Origin of the sequence: Colwellia sp. Bg11-12 (assembly GCF_014076955.1) — a bacterium.
In the GTDB taxonomy this organism is placed as follows: Bacteria; Pseudomonadota; Gammaproteobacteria; order Enterobacterales; family Alteromonadaceae; genus Colwellia_A.
In genome coordinates this window covers 1-2,804 of sequence record NZ_JACGUZ010000018.1, presented here as the reverse complement: position 1 = coordinate 2,804, position 2,804 = coordinate 1, and the positions used below count along the sequence as shown (strand labels likewise).

General features: G+C 36.1%; 3 protein-coding genes. All 3 read right to left on the bottom strand.

The window, feature by feature from the left end; all coding sequences use genetic code 11:
- Positions 1-640: 640 nt before the first annotated feature.
- Entirely contained in the window at positions 641-1,051 is a 411-nt protein-coding gene (locus H4J39_RS00105; protein WP_182225435.1) for a hypothetical protein, read from the bottom strand.
- An 846-nt stretch (positions 1,052-1,897) separates the two neighbouring features.
- Positions 1,898-2,218, bottom strand: coding sequence for a hypothetical protein (locus H4J39_RS00100; RefSeq protein WP_182225434.1), 321 nt, complete (start codon positions 2,216-2,218; stop codon positions 1,898-1,900).
- A gap of 119 nt (positions 2,219-2,337) precedes the next feature.
- Positions 2,338-2,622 (bottom strand): hypothetical protein, encoded by a 285-nt coding sequence (locus tag H4J39_RS00095; protein ID WP_259368701.1) that lies wholly within the window; start codon positions 2,620-2,622, stop codon positions 2,338-2,340.
- Between the last annotated feature and the right edge of the window lie 182 nt (positions 2,623-2,804).

The window sequence follows — 2,804 nt, the reverse complement described above, 5'->3', positions numbered from 1 at the left end:
TATTGGCGTAAATGACGTAGGGCTTGGCGAAACACTCCAAAACCATATTTAGAAAATACAAACGCTAGATTAAATTGGCAAATACTTTAAACAATTAAAACGAAGTGGCGATTACACCTAACGCCCTAATAAGGGGCTTTTAATGGTTGGCTAAAATTGTGAACGAAGTGAAACTAGCCAACTGTTAAAAGACCCACTTGATTTGCTTGTTATATGTAAATAAAGAGAGAAAAAAACAAAATAACTGTTCCACATGTTCCAAAATATGTGAGGGTACATGGAAGCCTATATTTCTCAGCGAACTGAATAGATAAGGAATCATCTACTTCACGATATTCTCTATTCATCAGGTATTTATTTAGTGGCCAAGCGCTAATCATATTGAAGTTTTCATTCAATGTGGGCTCTCCTGCATGCTTCCAAAGTAAAGGATAACGTTGTTTACAGCCTCTAATAAAAAGCCATGAAGTAAAAACATTCAGTATAAACAAAAATAAGAAAAGCCAAAACGCATCCAAAGGTTCTGTAACCACCATACTATCCTTTACATATAACGCCACGTTAAGCGGTAAAAAATTGTTGGCTAAAATTGTGAACGGAGTGAAACAGCCAACTGTTTTTTGTCCGTTTGAACGCCTTGTTATAAGGTTGGTTTCCAAGCCCATTTTTTGTATTTTACGACAAACTCTTTGGCTTCAGATAATGTATCAGGGTAAGGAACACTATCATAGCTATTTGAATCAGTTAGTATTTTTTGAAACACAAAACCATGCTCTGCGAGAAACTTAACCTTTTTCCATTGGGCAACATCCGATTTTTTAGGTGATTTAAAATGCCTACCTAAGTTTACCGTTGTACTTTTACAAATAGGACATTCCATAGTCTTAGGGTAATCACATGGGGGGACGTTGAAATGACGCATGTTAGAAGTTTTACAGTTAAAGCATGCAAAAGACATTGAGTACTCGGGACCTTGAACTTTTACAACTGGTTCAGGCAAATCTCTGTAACCAGCCTTTCTTCGGAGTTCCATTCGAGTTTGCTTATCCATGCCTGATTGAACCTTATAACGCCCATATTAAGCGGCAAATAATAGTTGGCTAAAATAGTGAGGAACGAACGACAGCCAACTGTTATTTGTCCGTTTGAATTGCTTGTTAGGTGAAGTTTATATGTAAATACAAAACCTTAAAGCAAACACTAAAAGTTAATATTACATTCGCCACTTAATAAACACAACTGCTAGATTTTGAGCCACAACACCAAACAATGAAAAGCCAATTCGCAAGGACATTTTGTCTTTGGTAATGCCCGAAGACTATATTGGCGTAAATGACGTAGGGCTTGGCGAAACACTCCAAAACCATATTAAGAAAATACAAACGATAGATTAAAGTGGCAAATGCTTTAAACAATTAAAATGAAGTGGCGACTACACCTAACGCCCCATTAAGAGGCTTTTAATTGTTGGTTAAAATGTGAAGCGAAGCGGAACCTAACCAACTGTTAAAAGTCCTGCTTGAATGGCTTGTTATATTGCGATTACCACTTAACTAGAATAACACCGTTAAAAGACAAGCTACAATGATTGCCAAATAAATAAACTGCCTACCAGTGCTAGAGTTTTTCTCAATTTGCTCTGAGTGCGGAATGTGGATATCCCGAATTATTTGCTCCTTATTCTTACCAACGCAATGAGGGCAAACAGAATAAGATGTTTTATATGTCAAACCGCACTTATTGCAATTGGTAGTCGGCTCCCTACTATAATCTGTAATCATAATTTTTTAGCAATATAACGCCCCATTAAGAGGCAAATAATAGTTGGCTAAAATAAGCGACGAAGGAGCAAATAGCCATCTGTTATTTGTCCTGCTTGAATGGCTTGTTATAAGTATTATTCACCAGCCTTTCTAAGCGTATCCTCAATTGAAACCATTGAGGCTAAAAAACCTGCGATACCAAGAATAATAATACTTAAGATAAACGTAAAAACATGATCTGAGCTATTTTCTATAGGCCCATCATAATTTGTAAAAGAATATCCCGAAAGCTCAACTACAGAAGAAGTAACGGGAGCAGAAACAAAAAAACTAATAACGAATAACAATATTGATCGCGCCATTAAAATATATCCAAGCATGGCGATAAACCTTGCTACAAACAATAATGACTTTAAGTTTTCAGATTTTACTTTTTGATAAGGATAGAATTTCATAATGCCCAAATTTTTTATACTTATAACGCCCTCGTTAAGGGGCAAAATTTAGTTGGCTAAAATGTTGAGGAACGAAAACAGCCAACTGTATTTTGTCCTGCTTTAACAGCTTGTTATAACTAAACTGACTTTGCAAGTGCTATATATTTACCTTCATCATCTTCGGCAAGTTCACCACTTTTGATTGTGTCAGCAAGCCTTGAAACAGCATCAGAGTTTTCTAGCTTAGACAATTGCACATATATCAATTCGATTAGCCTTTTTCGCTCGGCAGAAACTTGAGCGCTATTGTGACTCCTCCAGTGCATTCCTTTGTCATTGAAGATGGCAAGCTCTTTAACAAGACTTACCAACCTACGTTTAGCGAAATATTTGTCGAACATGCCTTTAGTTATAACGCCCATATTAAGCGGCAAAAATTAGTTGGCTAAAATGTTGAACGAAGTGAAAACAGCCAACTTTTTTTTGTCCGTTTGAATTGCTTGTTAGGTTAAATTTATTATAAAACCAGTTAGTTAAAGCAAACTTCGAAACTTAATATAACCGTACCACGGCTAAATACCAAACCATTATTTTGAGCCATTAC

Excerpts from the sequence above, each read along its gene's own strand:
- H4J39_RS00105 (WP_182225435.1), bottom strand. The coding sequence starts at position 1,051 with ATGGATAAGCAAACTCGAATGGAACTCCGAAGAAAGGCTGGTTACAGA.
- H4J39_RS00100 (WP_182225434.1), bottom strand. The coding sequence starts at position 2,218 with ATGAAATTCTATCCTTATCAAAAAGTAAAATCTGAAAACTTAAAGTCA.
- H4J39_RS00095 (WP_259368701.1), bottom strand. The coding sequence starts at position 2,622 with ATGGGCGTTATAACTAAAGGCATGTTCGACAAATATTTCGCTAAACGT.